5 protein-coding genes are annotated in these 4,311 nt (G+C 73.4%); all 5 read right to left on the reverse strand.

Annotated features, from left to right (window positions below):
• A partial coding sequence (locus B7767_RS34725) for an AAA family ATPase (RefSeq protein ID WP_179167417.1) occupies positions 1 to 1,201 on the reverse strand: 1,201 nt, incomplete at its 3' end.
• Positions 1,202 to 1,328: 127 nt separating this feature from the next.
• On the reverse strand, positions 1,329 to 1,670 hold the full coding sequence (locus tag B7767_RS34730; protein WP_085575567.1) for a hypothetical protein: 342 nt from the start codon (positions 1,668 to 1,670) through the stop codon (positions 1,329 to 1,331).
• A gap of 117 nt (positions 1,671 to 1,787) precedes the next feature.
• Entirely contained in the window at positions 1,788 to 2,507 is a 720-nt protein-coding gene (locus B7767_RS34735; protein ID WP_085575568.1) for an alpha/beta fold hydrolase, read from the reverse strand.
• A gap of 35 nt (positions 2,508 to 2,542) precedes the next feature.
• Positions 2,543 to 3,493, reverse strand: coding sequence for an alpha/beta hydrolase (locus tag B7767_RS34740; RefSeq protein WP_085575569.1), 951 nt, complete (start codon positions 3,491 to 3,493; stop codon positions 2,543 to 2,545).
• Between the two features lie 80 nt (positions 3,494 to 3,573).
• The coding region (locus B7767_RS34745) for a DUF427 domain-containing protein (protein ID WP_085575570.1) at positions 3,574 to 4,311 on the reverse strand (738 nt) is incomplete at its 5' end.

Consider the following 4,311-nt stretch of genomic DNA (forward strand, 5'->3'; position numbering starts at 1 on the left):
CGGTGGCCCGGTGCAGGAAGGCCGCCGCCGCGGCGATGCCGCCGCGCGCGTAGGCCCGGTCGGCGGTTGCCTCCAGCTCGGCGGCGACGGCCTCGTCGGGTCCCGTCGTCGCGCTCGCCAGGTGCCACACGCGGCGTTCGGGATGGAGGTCCGCGTCGATCGAGTCGGCCAGGGCCGCGTGCACGCGCCGGCGTTCGGCGAGGCCGGCGGCGCGGTACACCGCGGAGCGGACCAGCGGGTGGCGGAAGCGCACCCAGGTGCCGAACGTGATCAGGCCGGACGCCTCGGCGTGGGTGACGGCGGTGTCCACGGAGATGCCCAGGCGCTCGGCGGCCCGCCGCAGCAGGGAGACGTCGCCGATCGGCTCGAGGGCGGCGATGAGCAGCAACTGCCGTGTCCGGTCCGGAAGCGACCGGATGCGGCCCAGGAAGCCCGCCTCGATCCGGCTGGACAGCGGCCGGGTCCCGGGGCCGCCGAGGCCGCCCGCCGTCTCGACGGCGGTCAGCCCCCGCGGCAGTTCGAGCAGGGCCAGCGGATTGCCCCGTGTCTCGGCGACGATGCGGTCCCGCACGCTCGCGTCCAGCGGCCCGGTGACGACCGAGTCGAGGAGTCTGCGGGACTCGTGCTCGTCCAGGCCCCGCACGAGGAGTTCCGGCAGGTCGGCGAGGATCTCGCGGGTGCCGGACTCGCGGACGGCCAGGACCAGCACGACCGATTCGGCGAGCAGCCGGCGCGCGACGAACTGCAGGGTCTGCGAGGACACCCGGTCCAGCCACTGCGCGTCGTCGACCAGGCAGACCAGCGGCTCGTCGCCGACGGCCGAGGCGAGCAGGCTCAGGGTGGCCAGGCCGACCAGGAAACGGTCGGGCGCGTCACCGGCCCGCAGTCCGAACGCCGTGCCCAGCGCGTCGCGTTGTGGCTCGGGGAGGTCGTCGAGGTGGGAGAGCAGCGGGGCGCAGAGCTGGTGCAGCCCGGCGTAGGAGAGCTCCATCTCGGACTGCACACCGGCCGCCCTGACGACCCGGCAGCCGGTGGCCCGGTCGACGAGGTGGTTCAGCAGCTCGGTCTTGCCGATGCCCGCCTCGCCGCGCACCACCAGGACCCCGCTCCGCCCGGCCCTCGCCTGTGCGAGCAGATCGTCGAGTACCCGGCGTTCGTCTCGCCGCCCGATGAGCCCGGTCCGTGTTCCGCCCCTCACCATGACCGCCTCCCGGCTGCCACGATACCGTGGCGTCCACGGGGCGCAGGGCCGTCGCCGCAAGCGCTTGCAGCGCCCGGGGGGGCCACAGTGCCGGGGCCGCGCGGCGCGCCGGTGTCCCCTCGCCGGCTCAGGCCACCGACGCCGTGACGACCACCGTGCCCACGAGGATCACCGTGCTGATGACGGCCATGGCGATCAGCGTCCCGCGCAGCCACCGCGCGAACCGGAGGCGGTGCGCCGCCTCGGCCGCGCCGATGCTGTCGGCGATGTGCTGCGTCACCATGCGGGCCACGTACTTCTGCTCCTCCAGGTACCAGAGCTCGATGTCCCGCTTCTGCTCGTGGGTCAGCCCGGCCGTCCGCCCGGTGAAGGCGGTCACGCGCCGGCGGGCGGTGCTGAGGTGGGCCTCCCGGTACAGATACGCCTCCATGTCGGCCAGCCCACGGGCGGCCTGCTTGTCCGTGTTCATGATGCGCTCCCAAGTCGGTGGCCCGGTGTCCGTTCCTTCGTGAAGGCACCGGGGGGCCCGGCCGGCGTGTGTGCCGGGGGTACGGCCGGGTCCCGGTCCCCCGTTCCGGCCGGCCGCTCAGCCGGTGGTCCGTGCCGCCTCGTCGATCAGGCGCGCGACCTCGGCGGGGCGCGAGACGCCGACCGCGTGGGAGGCTGCGACGGTCACCACCGTGGCCCCCGCGCGCTCGGCCATCCAGGTCTGGGCCCGCGGGGGGATGTTCCGGTCCTCGGTGGCCACGAGGACCCAGGACGGGATGTCCTTCCACGCCGGGGCCGCCGCCCCCTCCGCCAGCGCGACGTCGGTCACGGGGCGCTGGGTGGCGGCCATGACCGCCGCGGTCGCGGCCGGGACGTCGGCGGCGAACTGCTGGTGGAACCTGCTCTTCTCGATGTAGAGGTCCGCGACCCGGCCGCCGTCCGGCAGGGTCACCGGCACGGGGCGGAGCGCCTCCCCGAGGGTGCTGCCCGGGAACTCGCCGGACAGGGCGACCGCGCTCTCGCCCTCGTCCGGCAGGAAGGCCGCGACGAAGACGAGTGCCCTGACGTGGTCGAGTCCCCGCGCGGCGTTGCTGATGACCGAGCCGCCGTAGGAGTGGCCGGCCAGGACCACGGGGCCGTCGACGGCGGTGACGCACTGCCTGACGTAGTCGCTGTCGGCGGCCAGACCGCGCAGCGGGTTGCTCGCGGCCACCACCGGGTAGCCGTGGGACTGGAGCGCGTCGACGACGCCGTTCCAGCTGGAGGAGTCGGCGAACGCGCCGTGGACGAGGACGACGGTCGGCTTCCGAGCACTCATGGAGCGGCCTTTCGCAGTGGTTCGCACCGACGTGTTCAGTCGGTGCCGAGGGCCTTGCGCAGGACCTGGACGGCCTGCTCGATCGCCGCGGTGGAGGCCTGGGTCCCGCGGACCGGGTTCAGCATCATGAAGTCGTGCAGGGTGGCGTTGTAGCGGATGCTCGTGGTCGGCACGCCGGCCTCGGTCAGCTTGCGGGCGTACGCCTCGCCCTCGTCGCGCAGGACGTCGTTCTCGTCGACGACGACGAAGGCCGGCGGCAGCCCGCGCAGTTCCTCGGTCGTCGCGCGCAGCGGGGACGCGGTGATCTCGGCGCGCTCGGCGGGGTCGGTGGTGTAGGCGTCCCAGAACCACTCCATGGCCTTCGCCGTCAGGTGCGGTCCGTGGGCGAAGGTCCGGTAGCTCTCGGTGTCCTGGCCCGCGTCGGTGACCGGGTAGTACAGCGACTGGTGCAGGAAGGTCACGTCTCCGCGCCGCTTGGCCAGGTGGGTGAGCGCGGCACTCATGTTGCCGCCGACGGAGTCACCGGCGACGGCCATGCGGGAGCCGTCCAGCCCCTCCCCGCCGCCCGCGGTGGTGACCCAGCGGGCGGTCGCGTACGCCTGCTCGACGGCGACGGGGTACTTCGCCTCCGGGGAGCGGTCGTACTCGACGAAGACCAGGGCCGCCCGGGCGCCGACGGCCAGTTCACACACCAGGCGGTCATGGGTGCCGGCGTTGCCGAGGATCCAGCCGCCGCCGTGCACGTAGAGGACGACGGGCAGGACGCCGGTGCTGCCGGCGGGCTTGACGATGCGGACCCGCACGTCACCGGCCTCGGCCGGGACGGTGATCCACTTCTCGTCCACGTCTGGCTTGGCGACCGGCCCGGACTGGACGTCGTCGAGCAGCTTGCGGGCGCCCTCGACACCGAGTTCGTACAGCAGTGGCGGCTTGGCGGTCGCGTCGGCGAATTCCCGCGCTGCGGGCTCCAGAACGATGTCACTCACGGCCTGGCTCCTTGGGAGACGGTGGATTGCGAAGAACCTTCCGCCTCATGAGACCGGGCCGGGAGCCGATGTGTGACACGTCAGCCGGCGGCCGCCCGGGTGGGGTCGGTGGACCTGGGCAGCAGGAAGTCGTCGACGTACAGGTCGACGTGTTCGTTGTAGAACGCCGTCAGCCCGGCGATGCGGTGGGCGTGGACGGTCGGGAAGTCGTACGTCCAGGCGATGTCCTCGTGGGAGGTGGCACCTCCGTCGAAGGACCAGTAGCCGCTCGTGGTGCCCTTGTAGGGGCATCGGGTCACCGTGTCCGAGTGCCGCAGCCTGGACCAGTCGACGGTCGTGCGGTCGAGGTAGTAGCGGGTCGGCAGGCCCGTCTCGAACAGCTTCACACAGTTGGGGGCGTCGGCCAGCACGACCCCGTCCAGCTCGACGCGGACGCTGCTGCCGGACCGCAGGGCGTCCACCCGGGAGTAGGGGCTGCGGGGGTGGACGAACACCGGCTCGTCCTCCTCGAACCAGGAGTCCAGCGCCTCCCACTCGAAACGCACGGTGTCGTGCAGGGACCCCGGGGCGCCCTCGCCCCAGACCCACGCCGCTCCCGCGCGGACCTCCGTACCGACCTGGAGGGTGTGGCGGTGCGCGGGGCCCGCGCCGAGCTGCTCCGTGTGCCGGTCGTCGTGGAGCACGCCCTCCACCAGGTCCTCCATCGGGATGCTGAACTGCGGGTACGCCTGCCACTCCCACACGTACAGCGCGCGGCGGGTGTCGAAGGCGACCCGGCCGCCGATCGTTCCCCGGATGCGGCGGGGGACCGGGTCGGC

The organism is Streptomyces sp. 13-12-16, from assembly GCF_002114215.1.
Lineage (GTDB): Bacteria > Actinomycetota > Actinomycetes > Streptomycetales > Streptomycetaceae > Streptomyces.

Bases quoted from the DNA above. Each gene is read 5' to 3' on its own strand.
- B7767_RS34730 (WP_085575567.1), bottom strand. From the start codon at position 1,670: ATGAACACGGACAAGCAGGCCGCCCGTGGGCTGGCCGACATGGAGGCG.
- B7767_RS34735 (WP_085575568.1), bottom strand. From the start codon at position 2,507: ATGAGTGCTCGGAAGCCGACCGTCGTCCTCGTCCACGGCGCGTTCGCC.